General features: G+C 61.0%; 15 protein-coding genes. 13 read left to right on the top strand and 2 right to left on the bottom strand.

The features are described from left to right. Positions 1 to 23: 23 nt before the first annotated feature. The 4 genes from KGA96_RS00440 to rarD all read left to right on the top strand — a co-directional run bounded on the left by KGA96_RS00440 (position 24) and on the right by rarD (position 5,021). A complete protein-coding gene (locus KGA96_RS00440; RefSeq protein ID WP_046039420.1) occupies positions 24 to 788 on the top strand; it encodes a TOBE domain-containing protein in 765 nt (254 codons plus the stop codon). 67 nt (positions 789 to 855) lie between these two features. After that, complete coding sequence (locus tag KGA96_RS00445) at positions 856 to 2,757, top strand: PhoX family protein (RefSeq protein WP_223511231.1); 1,902 nt, start codon at positions 856 to 858, stop codon at positions 2,755 to 2,757. Positions 2,758 to 2,953: 196 nt separating this feature from the next. Next, positions 2,954 to 3,928 (top strand): serine/threonine protein kinase, encoded by a 975-nt coding sequence (locus KGA96_RS00450; protein ID WP_046039418.1) that lies wholly within the window; start codon positions 2,954 to 2,956, stop codon positions 3,926 to 3,928. 205 nt (positions 3,929 to 4,133) lie between these two features. Continuing rightward, positions 4,134 to 5,021: an EamA family transporter RarD gene (gene rarD, locus KGA96_RS00455; RefSeq protein ID WP_046039417.1), complete on the top strand. Its 888-nt coding sequence runs from the start codon at positions 4,134 to 4,136 to the stop codon at positions 5,019 to 5,021. A 215-nt stretch (positions 5,022 to 5,236) separates the two neighbouring features. Here rarD and KGA96_RS00460 read toward each other — a convergent pair whose 3' ends face one another. Beyond that, positions 5,237 to 5,755 (bottom strand): glycine cleavage system protein R, encoded by a 519-nt coding sequence (locus KGA96_RS00460; RefSeq protein ID WP_046039415.1) that lies wholly within the window; start codon positions 5,753 to 5,755, stop codon positions 5,237 to 5,239. Positions 5,756 to 6,301: 546 nt separating this feature from the next. On the opposite strand from KGA96_RS00460, the gene KGA96_RS00465 reads away from it, so the two are divergent. Continuing rightward, positions 6,302 to 8,491 (top strand): malate synthase G, encoded by a 2,190-nt coding sequence (locus KGA96_RS00465; protein ID WP_223511240.1) that lies wholly within the window; start codon positions 6,302 to 6,304, stop codon positions 8,489 to 8,491. Between the two features lie 82 nt (positions 8,492 to 8,573). On the opposite strand, the gene KGA96_RS00470 is transcribed toward KGA96_RS00465, so the two are convergent. Then, on the bottom strand, positions 8,574 to 9,020 hold the full coding sequence (locus KGA96_RS00470; RefSeq protein WP_223511249.1) for a response regulator: 447 nt from the start codon (positions 9,018 to 9,020) through the stop codon (positions 8,574 to 8,576). Between the two features lie 253 nt (positions 9,021 to 9,273). Between KGA96_RS00470 and KGA96_RS00475 the strand changes: the two genes are divergently transcribed. From KGA96_RS00475 to KGA96_RS00510, 8 genes are all read left to right on the top strand, one after another. Continuing rightward, positions 9,274 to 11,214, top strand: a complete 1,941-nt coding sequence (locus KGA96_RS00475) for a putative nucleotidyltransferase substrate binding domain-containing protein (RefSeq protein WP_223465304.1) — start codon at positions 9,274 to 9,276, stop codon at positions 11,212 to 11,214. Then, positions 11,211 to 11,918: a PolC-type DNA polymerase III gene (locus tag KGA96_RS00480; protein ID WP_223511251.1), complete on the top strand. Its 708-nt coding sequence runs from the start codon at positions 11,211 to 11,213 to the stop codon at positions 11,916 to 11,918. The genes KGA96_RS00475 and KGA96_RS00480 overlap by 4 nt, the downstream gene beginning before the upstream one ends. Positions 11,919 to 12,072: 154 nt before the next feature. Further along, positions 12,073 to 12,591 (top strand): RNA polymerase sigma factor, encoded by a 519-nt coding sequence (locus KGA96_RS00485; RefSeq protein WP_223465302.1) that lies wholly within the window; start codon positions 12,073 to 12,075, stop codon positions 12,589 to 12,591. Next, positions 12,588 to 13,562 carry a FecR domain-containing protein gene (locus tag KGA96_RS00490; RefSeq protein ID WP_223511254.1) on the top strand — a complete coding sequence of 325 codons (975 nt, stop codon included), beginning with the start codon at positions 12,588 to 12,590 and terminating at the stop codon, positions 13,560 to 13,562. Before KGA96_RS00485 ends, KGA96_RS00490 begins: the two co-directional genes overlap by 4 nt. A gap of 285 nt (positions 13,563 to 13,847) precedes the next feature. Beyond that, positions 13,848 to 16,292 (top strand): TonB-dependent siderophore receptor, encoded by a 2,445-nt coding sequence (locus tag KGA96_RS00495; protein ID WP_223511262.1) that lies wholly within the window; start codon positions 13,848 to 13,850, stop codon positions 16,290 to 16,292. Positions 16,293 to 16,364: 72 nt separating this feature from the next. Beyond that, the gene (locus tag KGA96_RS00500; protein ID WP_223511265.1) at positions 16,365 to 17,495 is read left to right on the top strand and encodes a PepSY-associated TM helix domain-containing protein; all 1,131 of its coding nucleotides are present in this window, start codon (positions 16,365 to 16,367) and stop codon (positions 17,493 to 17,495) included. Then, positions 17,492 to 17,671 (top strand): hypothetical protein, encoded by a 180-nt coding sequence (locus KGA96_RS00505; protein ID WP_046039401.1) that lies wholly within the window; start codon positions 17,492 to 17,494, stop codon positions 17,669 to 17,671. Before KGA96_RS00500 ends, KGA96_RS00505 begins: the two co-directional genes overlap by 4 nt. Before the next feature lie 285 nt (positions 17,672 to 17,956). After that, positions 17,957 to 19,249, top strand: coding sequence for an MFS transporter (locus KGA96_RS00510; protein ID WP_223511267.1), 1,293 nt, complete (start codon positions 17,957 to 17,959; stop codon positions 19,247 to 19,249). Positions 19,250 to 19,374 lie beyond the last annotated feature (125 nt).

Genomic DNA, 19,374 nt, shown 5'->3' on the forward strand with positions numbered 1-19,374 from the left:
GTCACCACCCAAAGCGACTTGCCATGTCTTTGCCAACCTTGCTGTCCCAGCACATTGTCCGCCGTCCGCAGCGCATCGCCCTGTTGCAGCACATCGCCGAACAAGGCTCGATCACCCGCGCGGCCAAAAGCGCAGGCCTGAGCTACAAGGCCGCCTGGGATGCGATCGATGAGCTGAACAACCTGGCGCAGAAGCCGCTGGTGGAGCGGATTGTCGGCGGCAAGGGCGGTGGCGGTGCGCGCCTGTCCAACGAGGGGGAGCGGGTGCTGCGGCTGTACCAGAAGCTGCAAGCCTTGCAGGCCCAGGTGCTGGAAGCTGCCGAAGACGCGAGCGATCTGGATCTGCTCGGGCGCCTGATGCTGCGCACCAGCGCGCGCAACCAGTTGCACGGCAAGGTAGTAGCGATTGAACCTCAGGGGCGCAACGACCTGATTCGCCTCAAAGTCGCCGATGGCGTGATCGTCGACGCGCAAATCACCCACGACAGCACCGAGCGCCTGGAGCTGCAAATCGGCACCGAAGTTGTGGCATTGATCAAGGCCGGCTGGCTCGACGTGCTGGAAAGCGATTCCGCCGAAACGCCTGGAAACAATTGCCTCAGGGGCAGCATCGAAAAAATTCTCGACGCCGACGATGGCCCCAGCGAAGTGCGCATCACCCTGCCCAATGGCCTGACCCTATGCGCCTTGGCCGAACCGAGTCATCTGCAAGCATCGGGGTTGACCTGCGGAAAGCCGGTGCGCGTCGAGTTCTCGCCGTCCAGGGTTCTGCTGGGCACGCCACTGTAAGCAGAACTGCAACAAAAGGTTCATTACTCATCTTTAAGGTGTCTGCAAAATCCGCAGGGAGCCTGAAATGAGCCTATTTGAAGAAAACCAGTCCACCGACCTCGAAAACATGGTCGGCCTCAGCCGTCGCGGCTTCATCAGCGCGGGTGCCCTATGCGGCGCTGCGATGTTCCTCGGTGGCAACCTGCTGAGCCGCAGCGTGATGGCCGCCAGTGTCAGCGCCGGCAACAGCCAGTTGTTGGGCTTCGACAGCATTGCCGCCGCCACCAGCGATTCCATCACCCTGCCAGCGGGCTACAAGTCCTCGGTGCTGATCAGCTGGGGCCAGCCACTGCACAAGGACGGTCCGGCGTTCGACCCGAGCGGCAACGGCAGCGCCGAACATCAGGAAGTCCAGTTCGGCGACAACAACGACGGCATGAGCCTGTTCGAGTTTCCGGGCGAAAAAGATCGGGCGCTGATGGCGATCAACAACGAATACACCAACTACCGCTACCTCTACGCCCACGGCGGCATGCCGCAATCGGCGGAAGAAGTGCGCAAGGCGCTGGCCTGCGAAGGTGTGTCGGTGATTGAAGTGCAGCGCAAGAACGGCCAATGGCAATTCGTCCAGGGCTCGCGCTACAACCGCCGCATTCACGGCAACGCACCCATCACCCTGAGCGGCCCGGCCGCCGGACATGCCCTGCTCAAAACCAGCGCCGATCCGCACGGCAAGAACGTCCTCGGTACGTTCCAGAACTGCGCCAACGGCAAGACGCCGTGGGGCACCTATCTGACCTGTGAAGAGAACTTCACCGACTGCTTCGGCAGCAGCAACGCCGAGCAGAAATTCGACCCGGCGCAGAAACGCTACGGCGTGGTGGCCACCAGCAAAGAAATCAACTGGCACCCCCACGACGAACGCTTCGACATGGCGAAGAACCCCAACGAACTCAACCGTCATGGCTGGGTAGTGGAGATCGATCCGTTCGATCCGAAGTCGACGCCGGTCAAACGCACGGCCCTGGGGCGCTTCAAACACGAAAACGCCGCCCTGGCCGAAACCGGCGACGGCCATGCCGTGGTGTACATGGGCGACGACGAACGCGGTGAGTTCATCTACAAATTCGTCAGCCGCGACAAGATCGACCACAAGAACCCCAAGGCCAACCGCGACATTCTCGACCACGGCACCCTGTACGTGGCGCGTTTCGATGCCGGTGACGGCAACGTCGATCACCCGAAAGGCCAGGGTGAATGGATCGAACTGACCCATGGTAAAAATGGTATCGACGCCAGCAGCGGCTTTGCCGATCAGGCCGAAGTGCTGATCCACGCCCGCCTGGCTGCCAGCGTGGTGAAGGCCACGCGAATGGACCGCCCGGAATGGATCGTGGTCAACCCCAAGGATGGCCAGGTCTACTGCACGCTGACCAACAACGCCAAACGCGGCGAAGACGGGCAACCGGTGGGCGGGCCGAACCCGCGGGAGAAGAACGTCTACGGGCAGATCCTGCGCTGGCGCACTGAGCGTGACGATCACGGCTCGAAAACTTTTGCCTGGGACCTGTTCGTCGTCGCCGGTAATCCGGGGGTTCACGCCGGTACACCAAAAGGCGGATCGTCGAACATCACGCCGCAGAACATGTTCAACAGCCCGGACGGTTTGGGCTTCGACAAGGCCGGACGCTTGTGGATTCTCACCGACGGTGATTCGAGCAACGCCGGAGACTTTGCCGGCATGGGCAACAACCAGATGCTCTGTGCCGACCCGGTAACCGGCGAGATTCGCCGCTTCATGGTTGGCCCGGTAGGTTGTGAAGTGACGGGGATCAGCTTCTCGCCGGATCAGAAGACCCTGTTTGTCGGGATTCAGCATCCGGGTGAAAACGGCGGCTCGACCTTCCCCGAGCACCTGCCCAACGGCAAGCCGCGGTCTTCGGTGATGGCGATTTCGCGGGAAGATGGCGGGATCGTCGGCGCCTGACAGGCCCTCATCGCGAGCAAGCTCGCTCCCACAGGATTGGCGCGATTTCAAGTCTGGCGCATGACCTGTGGGAGCGAGCTTGCTCGCGATAGCGTCAGCGCAAACAACGCACATCTCAAGCCCGCCCCCTAAAACCGCGCCGTCTGCGCTACCATGCCTGGCCGGACGCAGCAGCCTGCTGCGCGCAGGAGTCAGCATGGCCCACCCGTTTGAAACCCTCACACCAGACCTCGTGCTCGACGCCGTTGAAAGCATCGGCTTTCTCAGCGACGCGCGCATCCTGGCGCTCAACAGCTACGAGAACCGCGTCTATCAGGTCGGTATCGAAGACGCCGAGCCGCTGATCGCCAAGTTCTACCGGCCGCAACGCTGGACCAACGAAGCGATTCTGGAAGAGCACCAGTTCACCGCCGAACTCGCCGACTGCGAGGTGCCGGTTGTGGCGCCGTTGATCCACAACGGTGAAACCCTGCACGAACACAACGGATTCCGCTTCACCCTGTTCCCCCGCCGTGGCGGCCGCGCACCGGAGCCGGGCAATCTCGACCAGCTGTATCGCCTGGGCCAGTTGCTCGGGCGCCTGCATGCGGTCGGCTCGACCCGGCCGTTCGAGCACCGTGAAGCGCTGGCGGTAAAAAACTTCGGCCATGACTCGCTGGCCACACTGCTCGACGGCAACTTCATCCCCCGCAGCCTGCTGCCGGCCTACGAATCGGTGGCCCGCGATCTGCTCAAGCGCGTGGAAGATGCCTACAGCAACACACCGCACCAGAACATCCGCATGCACGGGGACTGCCACCCGGGCAACATGATGTGCCGTGACGAAATGTTCCATATCGTCGACCTCGACGACTGCCGCATGGGCCCGGCGGTACAGGACATCTGGATGATGCTCGCCGGCGATCGTCAGGATTGCCTGAGCCAGTTGTCGGAACTGATGGACGGCTACAACGAATTCCACGACTTCGACCCGCGTGAACTGGCCTTGATCGAACCGCTGCGCGCCTTGCGCCTGATGCACTACAGCGCCTGGCTCGCCCGCCGCTGGGAAGACCCGGCATTCCCCCGCAGTTTCCCGTGGTTTGGCACCGAGCGTTATTGGGGGGATCAGGTGTTGGCGTTGCGCGAGCAACTGGCGGCTCTTAACGAAGAGCCACTGAAGTTGTTCTGACCCACCCTGCCCCCCTGTGGGAGCGAGCTTGCTCGCGATGACGGCGATACATTCAGCACAACTTTGACTGACATACCGCCATCGCGAGCAAGCTCGCGCCCACAGTTGTTTGTGTTCACAAATACCCAACCTATTCAGTCAGGACATTCGCAGACAAATCTCCTTACAATCCCCTCTTTGTTAGCTGCCTAAGCAAGGATTCTGCATGCAAGCCGCCAACCCGCGTCGCGGGTACATTCTGGGCCTGAGTGCCTACATCATCTGGGGACTTTTCCCCCTCTACTTCAAAGCCATCGCCAGTGTGCCCGCCGTGGAAATCATCATCCACCGGGTGCTGTGGTCAGCGCTGTTCGGCGCCTTGTTGCTGATGGTCTGGAAGCATCCCGGCTGGTGGCGCGAGCTGCGGGAGAATCCACGACGGCTGGCGATCCTGGCCCTGAGCGGTGCGCTGATAGCAGCCAACTGGCTGACCTACGTCTGGTCGGTGAACAACGGACGCATGCTGGAGGCCAGCCTCGGTTACTACATCAACCCCTTGGTGAACGTGTTGCTGGGCATGCTGATCCTTGGCGAACGGCTGCGGCGCATGCAATGGATTGCCGTCGGGCTGGCGGCTGTCGGTGTGGCGCAACAGGTCTGGCAAGTCGGCAGCCTGCCATGGGTGTCGCTGGTGTTGGCACTGACCTTCGGTTTCTATGGCCTGATTCGCAAGCAGGCACCGGTCAAGGCACTGCCGGGGCTGGTGGTGGAAACCTGGATGCTGGTACCGATTGCCCTCGGTTGGTTGCTGCTCAATCCGACGGCCAGCAGCGCCCAGGCCGAATTCTGGACCACCTCCCAAGCCTGGTGGCTGGTCGCCGCCGGCCCGATCACGCTGGTGCCGCTGGTCTGCTTCAACGCTGCCGCACGGCATTTGCCCTACACGACACTGGGGTTTCTCCAGTACCTGGCGCCGACCCTGGTTCTGCTGCAAGCGGTCCTGCTGTTTGGCGAGCACCTGTCGTCCAGCACCTTGGTAGCGTTCATGTTTATCTGGGCCGGCCTGGCGGTTTACAGCATCGATGCGTGGATAAGTTTGCGCCGCCGCAGCTGATCAAAAAACATACAAACACCTACAGGCCACGTCTCCCGTGGCCTGCATCATTCCTTCCCAAGGTTATCCACAGCGTGATCCCCGCCGTTTGTGTGCAAGTATCTGAAACTGCTTGTTTTTTGATCAAAACATGAAGAACCCCGGTCGGCGTGGCCTGGCGGGGTGTCTCTACAGGTTATCCACAGGCGGGTGCACGTTTAACTTGGATAACCTGATCAGGGTTCACTGCGCAGCACCAACTCGACCATCAGGTCGTCAGCCAGGGTTTCCAGCCGCGATTGCAGTACGTCCAGCGACAGCGTCAGCGGGACCGCAAGAATCGCTTCGGCATGGAACAACGGCTCGCTGCTCATCGGTGCCGGACGCACTTCGGTGACCAGCCGCTCCAGACTCACCCCCTGCTCGCTCAGCAAGCGCGTGATGTCACGCACGATCCCCGGGCGATCATTGCCCACCAGTTCCATGGCGATCGGTTTCCAGGTGCAGGATTGTTCGATACCGCTTTCAGCGATCAACACGCGAATGCCATGGGCGGACAAGCCCTGCAAGGCATCGACCAGTTCGTCGTAGGCCTCGGCCGGCACCCCAACCCGAAGAATCCCGGCGAATTGTCCCGCCATGCGCGACATGCGGCTTTCCAGCCAGTTGCCGCCGTGCTCGGCAATGCATTGGGCAATGCGCTCGACTTGCCCGGGCTTGTCCGGAGCAAAAACAGTGAGTACGAGGTGGTCCATGGCACAGCCCTCTTGTCATGACTTTTGTTATAGAGAACCAAGTATAGGCAAGGGTTGGACCTGCGCCGACAGGTCAGGCGCCTTCGCGAGCAGGCTCGCGCCCACAAGGGTTGCGCGGGCCTTAGTGGGAGCGAGCCTGCTCGCGAATGAAGGCACCGCCGATCTGACTGACCCAACAAATCGTGTACAACTTTTGATATTTAACTGGAACAATCTAATAGTTTTTTGAGAACATCACGCTCCCCGACGTGACCGCAATGCGTCATGGGGTCGCAGAACGACGTAATTAGTCTAATTTTCACAACCGCAATTCATCATGTAGTATGCCGCAGCGCGCACTACATAACGCTGGATCGATGTCTGCCGCAGGCACGTTCGCAACCCTGAAAGCCCTGTCAGCAAGGCCCCAAGCCGTTGATTGGTCCCAACCCAGCCGCCTGTCATGGGCATGTACTGGTAGAGGGGTTTGTGGTTTAAATGGCCAAAGGCTTCATTGTTAAATTGAAGAGCTGAAAAGCGAAATAGCTGAGCAGAGTGAGGCAAGCAATGACTGAACACGTTCAAGTCGGTGGCCTGCAGGTCGCCAAAGTCCTGTTCGACTTCGTGAACAACGAAGCCATTCCCGGTACCGGCCTCACCGCCGATAAGTTCTGGGCCGGTGCCGACAAGGTCATCCATGACCTGGCGCCGAAGAACAAAGCCCTACTCGCCAAACGCGATGATTTCCAGGCTCGTATCGATGGCTGGCACCAGGCGCGTCGAGCTCTTGGGACAGCCCAGGTGCACGACCCGAAAGCCTATAAAGCCTTCCTGCAAGACATCGGTTATCTGCTGCCAGAAGCGGCCGATTTCCAGGCAACGACGCAAAACGTCGATGAAGAAATCGCCCGCATGGCCGGCCCACAGCTCGTGGTGCCTGTCATGAACGCCCGCTTCGCGCTCAATGCCTCGAACGCCCGCTGGGGCTCGCTGTACGATGCGCTCTACGGCACCGACGCCATCAGCGAAGCCGACGGCGCGGAAAAAGGCAAAGGCTACAACAAGGTACGCGGCGACAAGGTCATCGCTTTCGCCCGTGCCTTCCTCGACGAAGCCGCGCCTTTGGCGGCCGGCTCCCACGTCGATTCCACCGGCTACAAGATCGTCGACGGCAAACTGGTGGTCGCCCTCAAAGGCGACAGCAACACCGGCCTGCGCAACGACGCGCAACTGATCGGCTTCCAGGGCGATGCCGCTGCACCGACTGCGATCCTGCTGAAAAACAACGGCCTGCATTTCGAAATCCAGGTCGACGCCAGCACCCCGGTCGGTCAGACCGACGCGGCCGGCGTCAAAGACATCCTGATGGAAGCCGCGCTGACCACCATCATGGACTGCGAAGACTCGGTTGCCGCCGTCGACGCCGATGACAAAGTGGTGATCTACCGCAACTGGCTCGGCCTGATGAAGGGCGATCTGTCGGAAAACGTCGCTAAAGGCGGTCAGACCTTTACCCGCACCATGAACGCCGACCGCACCTACACCGCGGTCGATGGCAGTGAACTGAGCCTGCACGGTCGTTCGTTGCTGTTCGTGCGTAACGTCGGTCACCTGATGACCATCGATGCGATTCTGGACAAAGACGGTAACGAAGTACCGGAAGGCATTCTCGATGGCCTGGTGACTTGCCTGGCATCGATGCACAACCTGAACGGCAACACCTCGCGCAAAAACACCCGCACCGGCTCCATCTACATCGTGAAGCCGAAGATGCACGGTCCTGAAGAAGCGGCGTTCACCAACGAGCTGTTCGGTCGCATCGAAGACGTGTTGGGCCTGCCGCGCAACACCCTCAAAGTCGGGATCATGGACGAGGAGCGTCGTACCACGATCAACCTCAAGGCCTGCATCAAGGCGGCGAGCGAGCGCGTGGTGTTCATCAACACCGGTTTCCTCGACCGCACGGGCGATGAAATCCACACTTCCATGGAAGCCGGCCCGATGGTGCGCAAGGCGGACATGAAGGCGGAAAAATGGATCGGCGCCTACGAGAACTCCAATGTCGATATCGGTCTGAGCACCGGCCTGCAAGGTCGCGCGCAGATCGGTAAAGGCATGTGGGCCATGCCTGACCTGATGGCGGCGATGCTCGAACAGAAAATCGCTCACCCGATGGCTGGCGCCAACACCGCCTGGGTACCATCGCCGACCGCTGCTGCCCTGCACGCGCTGCACTACCACAAGGTTGACGTGTTCGCCCGTCAGGCCGAACTGGCCAAGCGTGCCCATGCGTCGGTGGACGACATCCTGACCATCCCGCTGGCGGTGAACCCGCAGTGGACCGCCGAACAGATCAAGAACGAACTGGACAACAACTCCCAGGGCATTCTCGGTTACGTCGTGCGCTGGATCGACCAGGGCGTCGGCTGTTCGAAAGTGCCGGACATCAACGACGTCGGCCTGATGGAAGACCGTGCAACGCTGCGTATTTCCAGCCAGCACATCGCCAACTGGCTGCGTCACGGCATCGTCACCGAAGACCAGGTCATGGAAAGCCTCAAGCGCATGGCGCCGGTGGTTGACCGTCAGAACGCCGGCGACGCGCTGTACCGTCCGCTGGCCCCCAACTTCGACAGCAACATCGCCTTCCAGGCGGCGGTCGAACTGGTGGTTGAAGGCACGAAGCAGCCGAACGGCTACACCGAGCCGGTCCTGCACCGTCGTCGTCGTGAGTTCAAGGCTGCCAATGGCCTGTAACTGAGCCTCTGCGCCGGACATGAAAAAGCCCTGATCGAAAGATCAGGGCTTTTTCTTTTTGGGCTCGGTTAACTGGCTTGGACTAAGGCTCAATCCCAAGCTCATGCTTGACCAGTTCCAGCAGCTTGCCGGCATCAATCGGCTTGAGCAGAAAATCCACCACATTCAAATGCATCGCGGCGATCGCATCTTTCACGTCGGCATCGCCCGAGACGATGATGACCGGCAACGCCGCCCGTACCGACTCGCGCACCTGTCGGATCAGGTCCAGCCCATCGATGTGGCCCATGCGCAGGTCGGTAATCACCAGTCCGATCGAAGGTTTTTCCTCCAGCATCTTGAGCGCCGCTTCGCCACTGGCCGCGGTCAGGCAGCGAATACCGTCCAGTGCCAGAATCTCTGACAGCAGGTCCCGGGCGTCTTTATCGTCATCGACGATCAGCACCCGTTGCGGTGGCAGGTCAGGTTCCAGCATGACGGCACTCAGCGCTTCGCGCTCGGCGTCGCTCAAAATATCGTGGTCGGACATGGCTTTCTCTACATGTTCAGTTCAATTCCCTAGCACAGTTGTGAGACATCGCTAAGCAGACCATCAATGTGCACTCCGTCGGATAATTTTCCAATAGGGGGGCCGTGAGGTTTTTCGCACACTTGCGTAGGCTTCTTCCGACACTTCAGGGTGCGAACTGCCTACCTAGACTTACGTCCAATGGGCACCCCGGCCACAGGGGTCGACCATGTCTGGGTCATCCGACTACAACAATTCAAAAAAGACTGCGGTAATGGTTATGAGTAAAGCGGACGCCTTCACACAGGCAGGGAAAACCGCGGTGTTGCAGAACATCCAGGGCACGTTGCAATTCCTTCAGCGCTTCCCGCCCTTCAACCAGATGGAACACGCTCACCTGGCGTATCTGGTCGAGCAATGTCAGCTGCGTTTTTACGCCCCCGGCGAGAGCATCATCAAACCCGCCGACGGGCCGGTCGAGCATTTCTATATCGTCAAGCAAGGCCGGGTCGTGGGCGAGCGTCCGCATACGGCAAACGGTGGCACCGAAACGGTCTTCGAGATCACCACCGGCGAGTGCTTCCCCCTCGCGGCGTTGCTGGGTGAACGGGCGACCCGCACCGAGCACCTGGCCGGCGAGGACACCTTCTGCCTGCAACTGAACAAGCCGGCGTTCATCCGCCTGTTTTCGCTATCGGACACCTTCCGCAACTTCGCCCTGCGCTGCGTCAGCAGCCTGCTGGATCAGGTCAACCAGCAAGTGCAGCAAAAAGCCGTGGAAACCCTGGGCACCCAATATTCGCTCAATACCCGACTGGGCGAATTGGCCATGCGCCACCCGGTAACGTGCAGCCCGCAGACGCCGTTGCGCGAAGCCGTGACGTTGATGCATGAACAGCAAGTCGGCAGCATCGTGGTGGTCGATGAACTCAAGGCGCCACTGGGGATTTTCACCCTGCGCGACCTGCGCCAGACCGTGGCCAACGGCAGCAGTGATTTCAACGAGGCCATCGAAGGACACATGACCCGGGCACCGTTTTTCCTGTCGCCGGATCACAGTGCTTTCGACGCGGCGATTGCCATGACTGAGCGTCACATCGCCCACGTCTGCCTGGTCAAGGACCAGCGCTTGTGCGGCGTGGTTTCCGAGCGCGACCTGTTTTCCCTGCAACGGGTCGACCTGGTGCACCTGGCGCGCACTATCCGCAATGCCCAGAAAGTGGAAAACCTGGTGGCGCTGCGGGGCGAAATCGGTCAACTGGTCGAGCGCATGCTGGCCCACGGCGCGTCTTCGACGCAGATCACCCACATCATCACCTTGCTCAACGACCACACCGTGTGCCGGGTGATCGAACTGACCCTCGCCGAAAAAGGCGACCCCGGCGTGCCGTTCAGCTGGCTGTGTTTCGGCAGTGAAGGCCGGCGCGAGCAGACCCTGCACACCGATCAGGACAACGGCATTCTGTTCGAAGCCAGGGATGCGGCCCATGCCGCCGAGATTCGCGGCAAGCTGTTGCCCATCGCCCAGCAGATCAACCAGAGCCTGGCGCTGTGCGGCTTCACTTTGTGCAAGGGCAATATCATGGCCGGCAACCCCGAGCTGTGCCTGTCCCGGGCCGAATGGGCGCGGCGCTTTGCGGCGTTTATCCGCGAGGCAACCCCGGAGAACCTGCTGGGCTCGAGCATCTATTTCGATTTACGCGTGGTCTGGGGCAGCGAGCAAGGCTGCGAGCAGTTGCGTCGGGGCATTCTCGATCAGGTCGGCGACAACCGTTTGTTCCAGCGCATGATGGCCGAGAATGCGCTGCGCAATCGCCCGCCCGTAGGGCGTTTCCGCGAGTTCGTGCTGGCGCGCAAAAATGGCGAGAAGGCCACCCTGGACCTGAAGATCCAGGGCCTGGCACCCTTTGTCGACGGCGCCCGGTTACTGGCCCTGGTCCACGGTATCGAAGCGAACAACACGCTGGAGCGTTTTCGCCAGTTGGTCGACAAGGAGGTCATCGATCCCCTGGACGGCGCCGCGTACGAAGAGGCCTATCACTTCATCCAGCAGACCCGCATGCAGCAGCACCAACTACAGACCCGGGAGAATTTTCCCTATTCGAATCGGGTCGATCCCGACAGCCTCAATCATCTGGACCGACGCATCCTGCGTGAGTCCCTGCGCCAGGCACAACGCCTGCAAAGCAGCCTGACCTTGCGGTATCAGTTATGAGCCTGTTTTCGTGGCTGCGCCCGCCGAGCCCCACCCTCCCAGTTCACTTGCAACATCGGCTGGAGCAATTACCGACGGCTGCCGATCTGGCGCAGTGCAGCCTGCGCGAGCAACGCTGGGTGGTGCTCGACCTGGAAACCACCGGCTTGAACCTGAGCAAGGACCACGTGTTGTCCATCGGCGCGGTGGTGATCGAGGACGGGGCCATCGACTTTCGCCAGCAGTTCGAACGCACCCTGCAATATCCGCAAGTGAAACTCGGCCCCAGCGTGCTGATCCACGGCATTGGCCCCAGCGCCATTGCGGCGGGCAGCGAACCGACAGAAGCATTGCTCGACCTGATGGAGTACATCGGGGACAGTCCGGTGCTGGCCTTTCACGCGCCGTTTGACCAGCACATGCTCGGCCGTGCATTGAAAGATCACCTGGGTTTCAAATTGCAGCATCCGTTTCTGGATGTGGCGGACATTGCGCCGCTGCTATGCCCCCAGGCGCACATTCGCGAGGCCGGGCTGGACGATTGGATCGACTGGTTCAAGCTCGAAGTCTTCGAGCGCCACCACGCCAGCGCCGACGCCCTGGCCACCGCCGAACTGATGCTGATCCTGTTCAGCCGTGCGCGACAGCAACAGATTCATAGCCCGTTGAATCTGCAACAGCGCTTGAATCAGTGGAAGCGCCGGCAGCAGGCGCCGTCCTTCTGACCTATAAGCAATCACTGTAGGAGCGAGCCTGCTCGCGCCTACAGGGGCCGTCGCCAAGTTCCCACCCGACCAACGCCAATTGCTTACCTCCCTCGCCTCTGCCACAATCGCGAACCATTCTCGTTAGTTAATATTTCCCAATCGGTGATGCGGCGTGTCGTCAGTTCCAAGCCCTCAAAGTGAGCTCGTCGGTGCGTTATATCGCGACCATCGCGGTTGGCTATTGGCCTGGCTTCGACGCAACGTCGCCTGCCCGCAGCGGGCCGAAGACCTGAGCCAGGACACTTTCGTGCGTTTGCTGGGCCGTGAGGAACTGAAGGTCCCGCGCGAGCCTCGGGCGTTTCTGGTGGCGATCGCCAAGGGCCTGCTGTTCGATTATTTCCGTCGCGCCGCGCTGGAACAGGCTTACCTCACCGAGCTGATGCTGATTCCCGAAGCCGAGCAACCGTCGACGGAAGAACAGCAAATGATCCTCGAAGACCTGAAAAACATCGAACGTTTGCTCGGCAAGCTTTCCAGCAAGGCCCGGGCGGCGTTCCTCTACAACCGTCTCGATGGCCTCGGCCACGCAGACATCGCCGAGCGCCTGGGGGTTTCGGTGCCGCGGGTGCGCCAGTACCTGGCCCAAGGCATCCGCCAGTGCTATATCGCGCTGTATGGTGAGCCGACATGAACCCGGTCAGTTCCAAACCGGTATCGGCCAGCGTGCTGGACGCGGCGATTGCCTGGCAGTTGTCCATGGACTCCGCCAACCCGGTAGAGCGCGAAGAATTCGCCAAGTGGCACGCGGCCCACGAAGAGCACGCCCGCGCCTGGCGCCAGCTGGGTATGCTCGACCAGCGTTTCAGCGTGGCCAGCGGCCCGGCCCGCACGGCCTTGCTGCAATCGCGCGAAGGTATTCGCCGGCGAGTGCGCAAGCTTGGTAACGGTGTCGCCAGCATCGTTGCAGTGATCGGCCTGGCCCTGTTCGCCGGGGATCGTTACCTGCCGATCGACTATTGGCTGGCCGACCAGCGCACCGCCGTTGGCGAGCAGCGCACCCTGCGCCTGGCTGACGGCACGCTGGTCAATCTCAACACCCACAGCGCGCTGGATGTGCGTTTCGATGAAAAGCAGCGGCGCATCGTGCTGCAGGAAGGCGAAATTCTGGTTGAAACCGGCCATGGCGATCCCCGGCCGTTCATCGTCGAAACCCGCGAAGGCAGCATGCGCGCGCTGGGTACGCGGTTTCTGGTCAAGCGCGAGGAAGATGGAACGCGCTTGAGCGTATTGCAGTCGGCGGTGGCGGTTCACCCTGAGTCCAACCCTGACGAACAGATTCTGCGCGAAGGTCAACAGGTGCTGATCCGCAACAACGGCCTGGGCCCGGTTCTGGCCGTCAGCCTCGGCGCAGATGCCTGGACCCGCGGCATGCTGGTGGTGGACAACACGCGGCTGGAAGATCTGGTGCATGAAATCGGCCGCTATCGAAACGGATACGTCGGGGTCGCACCGGAAGTGGCCGACCTGCGCATCACTGGCAGCTTCCCGCTGCGCGACACCGACCTGGCACTCAACGCCCTGCTGCCAACCCTGCCGGTGCAGATCGAACAGCACACGCCATGGTGGGTAAAGGTCGTGGCCAAGGCTGATACCAAGCCCTGAACCCGCACATAGCCCCTTGTGGCGAGGGAGCTTGCTCCCGCTGGGTCGCGAAGCGGCCCCGCATTTTCCAGTTAAACCGCTTTGGCTGATTTTACGACTGCTTCGCAGCCGGACGGGACGGTGCGGCGATCCGACAAGCCCCCTCGCCACTAAATGCGCATGCCTGAAGTTCCTCGATGCCAATTGAATTACTGAATCGAAATTATTTTCATCCAGCCCTATCACTTTTTGATTTTCGTTCGGCACATAGGCAATTGAGAAATGTTTCCATTCAGGAGCCGCTGTATGCCTCGTTCGCTAGACTCCCTGTTGCGCCGCAGTTTGCTGACGGTCGCCATTGCCCTTTGCACCCCGTTGGCCAGCAGCCAACTGGTCGCCGCTGAACAAGCATCCAGCGTCCGCGCCTACAACCTGCCGGCTGCGCCACTGACCAACACCCTGAACCAGATCGCCAGCCAGGCCGGTTTGGCACTCTCGCTGAATCCGTCCCTGGCGGCGGGCAAGACCTCGGCGCCGGTCAAAGGCCAGTTCGACGCAGCCGGCGCCCTGCGCGAAGCTCTGCGTGGCACCGGCCTGCAACTGGAGCAGAGCAGTGTAGGCACCTACACCCTGGTGGCCGTGCCCGAGGGTGTGATGGACCTGCCGGCGACCAGCGTGATCGGCGTGCAAGACACTGAAAGCGCCTGGGGCCCGGTACAGGGCTACCTGGCCAAGCGCACCGCCGCCGGCACCAAGACCGACACCGCCCTGGTCGAGGCGCCGCGTTCGATTTCGGTCGTCACTCGTGAGCAGATGGACGACCGCAACGCGCACACCCTCGACGATGCCGTGCGCTACTTGCCGGGCATCACCTCCAGCAGCTTCGGCAGCGACACCCGCGCCGACTGGTTGCGCGTGCGGGGTTTCGAGCCGACTCAATTCCTCGACGGCCTGCCACTGCCAAAAGGCGTGTACTCCAACCCGAAACAGGAAACCTGGAACCTCGACCGCCTGGCGCTGCTTCGCGGACCGGCCTCCTCGGTGTACGGCCAGACACCGCCGGGCGGCCTGCTGGACATGGTCAGCCGCCGCCCAAGCGCTGAAGCCAGCAGCGAGATCCAACTGCAATACGGCAGCGACAATCATCGTCAGATCAACTTCGCCAGCACCGGCAAAATCGACGACGAAGGCCAGTTCCTGTATAGCCTCAGCGGCGTACTGCGCGACGGCGGCACGCCCATCGACCACATCGATGACAAGCGCTACAACATTGCACCAAGCCTGACCTGGAACATCGACGACGACACCAGGTTCACCCTGCTCACGCAATTCACCCGTGACGATACCGGTATCACCAGTCAGTTCTATCCGATCCAGGGTACCAAGATCGACATGCCGTTCGGCGATATCTCCCACCACAAGAACCTGGGTGATCCGAACTACGACTTCTACGACCGCACCTACTACGCGCTGGGTTATGCCTTCGAACACCGCCTGAACGATGTCTGGCAGTTCCGGCAGAACCTGCGCTACACCAAGTCGGAGCTGTCGTTCCAGGCCGTGACCGTCAACAGCTACAACCCTGAGTTTGCCGAGTTCGGGTTTGTCGTCGACGATCAAGGCAACACCGGCCGTGGCACCACCAATGTCGACGAAGACATCGCCCAATTCGCCGTGGACAACAACTTCCAGGGCGACTTCGTCACAGGCGACGTCAGTCACACCCTGCTGATCGGCCTGGACCACCAACGCAACACCACCAACTACCTCTCGATCTTCGGCACTGCGCCGGGCATCAATGTCAACGACCCGGTCTATGGCTTGCCGATCACCCGTCCGGCACGCTCCACAGCCTTCTATGACTACGAACAGAAGACCCAGCAGACCGGCCTGTACATCCAGGACCAGATGGCCCTCGACCAATGGCGCCTGACCCTCGGCGGCCGTGAAGACTGGGTCCACACCGGTACCAAGTTCTTCAACAAGGGCGATGCCACCAACACTGAACGCGACAAGAACTTCAGCGGCAACGCGGCGATCAGCTACGTGTTCGACTCGGGCTTCGTGCCCTACCTGTCCTACGCCGAATCGTTCCAGCCGACCAGCAATGCCGTCGCCTCGCCGACCGAGTCGTTCAAGCCGACCGAAGGCAAGCAGTGGGAACTGGGGATCAAGTACCAGCCACCGGGCAGCAACACCCTGCTGACGGCGGCTGTGTATGACCTGACCCAGAAAAACGTTTCCGTCACCAACAACGTGGGCAATGTGACAGTCACCAGCCAGACCGGCGAAGTGAAAGTCAAAGGCCTGGAACTGGAAGCCGTTTCCGACGTGACCGAAAACCTCAAGGTCACCGCCGCCTACACCCTGGCCAAATCCGAAGTGCAAGAGGGCATCTACAAGGGCAATCGCCTGCAACTGATGCCAAACCAGCAAGCGTCGGTGTGGGGCGACTACACCTGGCACAACGGCGTGCTGGATGGGTTTGGCATCGGTGCTGGTGCGCGCTATACCGGCAATACCTATGGCGACCAGGCCAACACCTGGCTGGGCAAGGCCGGCGCCTACACGGTGTTCGACGCAGTGGTTCACTACGACCTCGGTCGCCTGGACAACAGCCTCAAAGGCGCTTCGCTGGCCGTTAACGCCACCAACCTGTTCGACAAGGACTACATCTCGACTTGCGACAGCTTCTACTGCTACTACGGCGACCAGCGCAGTGTCGTCGCAAGTGCAACCTACAAGTGGTAACGCTCTGAGCTGACACGCCCAATGACCAGGCCGTCCTTCGTGGGCGGCTTTGGTTTTTCTGAAGGCTATGAAATGAAAAGTAAAACAATTCGCCGCTGGTCCGCTGTTCATACCTGGACCAGCCTGATTTGTACCGTGTTCCTGTTGCTGCTGGCACTGACTGGCCTGCCGTTGATCTTTCACCACGAGATCGACCACTTGCTGGGCGATGCGCCTGAAGTGAAGGCAATGCCGGCAGACACCCCGCGCCTGAATTTGCAGCAGTTGGTGGAAGCCGCCGAGAAGCATCGCCCCGGTGAAGTCATGCAGTATTTTGGCTTTGAGGACGATGAGCCCAACGCGGTGCTGACCATCATGGCCGCGACCGCGGGCACGGAGCCGAACTCGTCCCACACCTTCATGCTCGACGCCCGTACCGGCGAAGCGCTGGAGACGCCATCGGCCAACGGCGGTTTCATGATGGTCATGCTGCGCCTGCACGTGGACATGTTTGCCGGGCTGCCGGGCAAGTTGTTGCTGGCGTTCATGGGGATTCTGTTCGTAGTAGCGATCGTTTCCGGCACGGTGCTGTACCTGCCGTTCACGCGTCGCTTGAAATTCGCCACCGTGCGTCAGGACAAATCCACCCGCCTGCGCTGGCTCGACCTGCATAACCTGATCGGCGTGGTGACGCTGACCTGGGCCTTGGTGGTCGGCGTGACAGGTGTGATCAGTGCCTGCGCCGACCTGATCATCGCCGCCTGGCGCAACGACAGCCTGAGCGCGATGGTCGCGCCGTACCGCGATGCGCCACCGCTGACGCAACGAGCGCCCGCGACCCGTTTGCTCGATATCGCCAAGGATGTCGCGCCGGGCATGCAGCCGGACTTCATCGCCTTCCCAGGCACGCGTTTTTCAAGTGAGCACCATTACGCGGTGTTCATGAAAGGCAGCACGCACCTGACCTCGCACCTGCTGACGCCGGTACTGATCGACGCCAGCACCCTGCAAGTCACCGCCGTGGCCGAACGACCGTGGTACATGGACGCCATGGGCATGTCGCAACCGCTGCACTTCGGTGACTACGGCGGCATGCCGATGAAAATCCTCTGGGCGACCCTGGATGTGCTGACCATCATCGTGCTCGGCAGCGGGGTCTACCTGTGGGTGGTACGGCGCAAGGCTGCCAGGCCGGTGCTGGAAAAAGCGGAGAGCGTGGCATGAAGCCCCGGCAGTCGAACTTCTGGAAAGTGTTTGCCATCCCGACCGTCATCGCGATGCTCAGCGCGGCTGGGTTGTTTGCCGCGTTGCTCGGGGATGGTGTTTGGGATTCGTTGAGCTGGGTGGGGCTGGGCATCCCAGCTGTGCTGGCCCTGCACGGCCTCCTGCAACGCCGCTGATCCCTGTGGGAGCGAGCCTGCTCGCGATGGGGCCGTATCAGTCGATATTGAATTGGCTGACACACCGCCTTCGCGAGCAGGCTCACTCCTACAGGTTCAACGATAAGTCTCAAATACTCGCCAGTCATACGACAACACCATCCCCCGCCTGTCGCCTCCCCCTGCAAATCCTCTGACATATCTGTTGACAGTTTTACCCTTGCGCTCCTATAAAGACGCATGTTGTACGACAACCTACAACAAATGCAGCACCAAAAATAAATCCAAAAAAATCATGGTGAAGTGATGAAAGTCAAAGGCATCCGCTGGTGGATGGTCGGCCTGGTGACGGCCGGCCTGATGGTCAACTACCTGGCTCGCAATACCCTGTCAGTGGCCGCTCCGACCCTGATGAGCGAAATGAACATCTCCACCGAGCAGTACTCGCACATCGTCGTCGCGTGGCAGGTGTGCTATGCGCTGATGCAACCGGTGGCCGGCTACATCATCGATGCCATCGGCACCAAAATGGGTTTCGCGATTTTCGCCTTCGCCTGGTCGATTGCCTGCGCACTGGCGGCCCTGGCGACCGGTTGGCAGGGCCTGGCCTTTGTCCGCGGCCTGCTTGGCCTGACCGAAGCGGCGGGCTTGCCGGCGGCGGTCAAGACTTCCACTGAATGGTTCCCGGCCAAAGAACGCTCGGTGGCCATCGGCTGGTTCAACATCGGTTCGTCGATTGGTGCCGTGCTGGCGCCGCCGCTGGTGGTCTGGGCGATTCTGCACAGCGGCTGGGAACTGGCGTTCCTGATCGTGGGCGGCTTGGGCGTGGCCTGGACGTTCCTGTGGATGATTCTCTACAAGCACCCACGGGACCAGAAGCGCCTGAGCGATGAAGAACGCGATTACATCCTCAGCGGTCAGGAAGCGCACTTCAAAGACCCGGCGACAAAAAAAGGCAGCTGGAAAAAGATCATCGGCAACCGCAACTTCTACGCCATCGCCAGCGCACGCATGCTCTCCGAGCCGGCCTGGCAGACCTTCAACGCGTGGATTCCGCTGTACCTGATGACCGAACGGCACATGAACATCAAAGAGATCGCGATGTTCGCCTGGCTGCCGTTCCTGGCCGCCGACCTCGGCTGCGTGCTCGGCGGCTACCTGAGCCCGTTCTTCCACAAGTACTGCAACGTGTCGTTGTTCACCTCGCGCAAAATGGTCCTGCTGTTCGGCGCCTCGTGCATGATCGGCCCGGCCTGCATCGGCCTGGTGGCCAGCCCGTACACAGCCATCGCACTGTTGTGCATTGGCGGCTTCGCGCACCAGACCCTGTCCGGTGCGCTGTATGCGATCACCTCCGACTCGTTCGGCAAAAACGAAGTGGCCACCGCCACCGGCATGGGCGGCATGTTCGGCTACCTGGGCGCAGCCGCGTTCACCCTGGTGTTTGGCGTGATGGTGACCAAGATCGGCTACAGCCCGCTGTTCGTGGTGCTGGCGATTTTCGACATCGTTGCCGCGTTCATCGTCTGGACCGTTGCCCGTGAGATCAAGCCTCAGGTGGCCGCCCCAAATCTTCAAACTGCAGTTCCAGCCAGCTAAGACACAAGCCCTGTAGGAGCGAGCCTGCTCGCGATAGCGGTCTGTAAGCCAGCATTGATGTTGAATGTCAGGCCGCCATCGCGAGCAGGCTCGCTCCTACAAGGGTGTTTGCCATCTTGAGCTAT

It is taken from the genome of Pseudomonas sp. GL-R-26, assembly GCF_019947365.1.
Lineage (GTDB): Bacteria > Pseudomonadota > Gammaproteobacteria > Pseudomonadales > Pseudomonadaceae > Aquipseudomonas.

Coding starts and splice junctions, on each gene's coding strand:
- KGA96_RS00510 (WP_223511267.1), top strand. CDS start 17,957: ATGAAAGTCAAAGGCATCCGCTGGTGGATGGTCGGCCTGGTGACGGCC.
- KGA96_RS00475 (WP_223465304.1), top strand. CDS start 9,274: ATGGTTATGAGTAAAGCGGACGCCTTCACACAGGCAGGGAAAACCGCG.
- KGA96_RS00490 (WP_223511254.1), top strand. CDS start 12,588: ATGAACCCGGTCAGTTCCAAACCGGTATCGGCCAGCGTGCTGGACGCG.
- KGA96_RS00465 (WP_223511240.1), top strand. CDS start 6,302: ATGACTGAACACGTTCAAGTCGGTGGCCTGCAGGTCGCCAAAGTCCTG.
- KGA96_RS00460 (WP_046039415.1), bottom strand. CDS start 5,755: ATGGACCACCTCGTACTCACTGTTTTTGCTCCGGACAAGCCCGGGCAA.
- KGA96_RS00505 (WP_046039401.1), top strand. CDS start 17,492: ATGAAGCCCCGGCAGTCGAACTTCTGGAAAGTGTTTGCCATCCCGACC.
- KGA96_RS00450 (WP_046039418.1), top strand. CDS start 2,954: ATGGCCCACCCGTTTGAAACCCTCACACCAGACCTCGTGCTCGACGCC.
- KGA96_RS00470 (WP_223511249.1), bottom strand. CDS start 9,020: ATGTCCGACCACGATATTTTGAGCGACGCCGAGCGCGAAGCGCTGAGT.
- KGA96_RS00500 (WP_223511265.1), top strand. CDS start 16,365: ATGAAAAGTAAAACAATTCGCCGCTGGTCCGCTGTTCATACCTGGACC.
- KGA96_RS00480 (WP_223511251.1), top strand. CDS start 11,211: ATGAGCCTGTTTTCGTGGCTGCGCCCGCCGAGCCCCACCCTCCCAGTT.
- KGA96_RS00445 (WP_223511231.1), top strand. CDS start 856: ATGAGCCTATTTGAAGAAAACCAGTCCACCGACCTCGAAAACATGGTC.
- KGA96_RS00440 (WP_046039420.1), top strand. CDS start 24: ATGTCTTTGCCAACCTTGCTGTCCCAGCACATTGTCCGCCGTCCGCAG.
- rarD (WP_046039417.1), top strand. CDS start 4,134: ATGCAAGCCGCCAACCCGCGTCGCGGGTACATTCTGGGCCTGAGTGCC.
- KGA96_RS00495 (WP_223511262.1), top strand. CDS start 13,848: ATGCCTCGTTCGCTAGACTCCCTGTTGCGCCGCAGTTTGCTGACGGTC.